We start from the raw sequence: 272 nt of genomic DNA on the forward strand, positions 1-272 counted from the left end.
GCAGCGGGTCGTCGCCGAACTGCGGCAGCACGGGATGGCAGGCGACGAAGACGAGACGGAGGAGGTCGTCTCCGATGGGCTCCTGGGCCGCCCGCGCCGGGTCGTCGTCGCCGAGCTCCTGCTCCAGGTGGTGGGCGATGGCCGCGTACCGGTCGTCCAGGCGTTCCCGGCGACGCCAGCCGTCGACCGCGCGACGCTTCGCCACGGTGGTCAGCCACGCGCCGGGGTTGCGGGGGATGCCGGACTCCGGCCACTGCTCGAGCGCGGCGACG

1 pseudogene is annotated in these 272 nt (G+C 75.0%); it reads right to left on the reverse strand.

Annotated features, from left to right (window positions below):
• Positions 1 to 272 (reverse strand): annotated as a pseudogene (locus SB717_RS35915) (RNA polymerase subunit sigma-24); the annotation flags it as partial.

This window comes from Priestia sp. SIMBA_032 (assembly GCF_046535215.1).
In the GTDB taxonomy this organism is placed as follows: Bacteria; Bacillota; Bacilli; order Bacillales; family Bacillaceae_H; genus Priestia; species Priestia aryabhattai.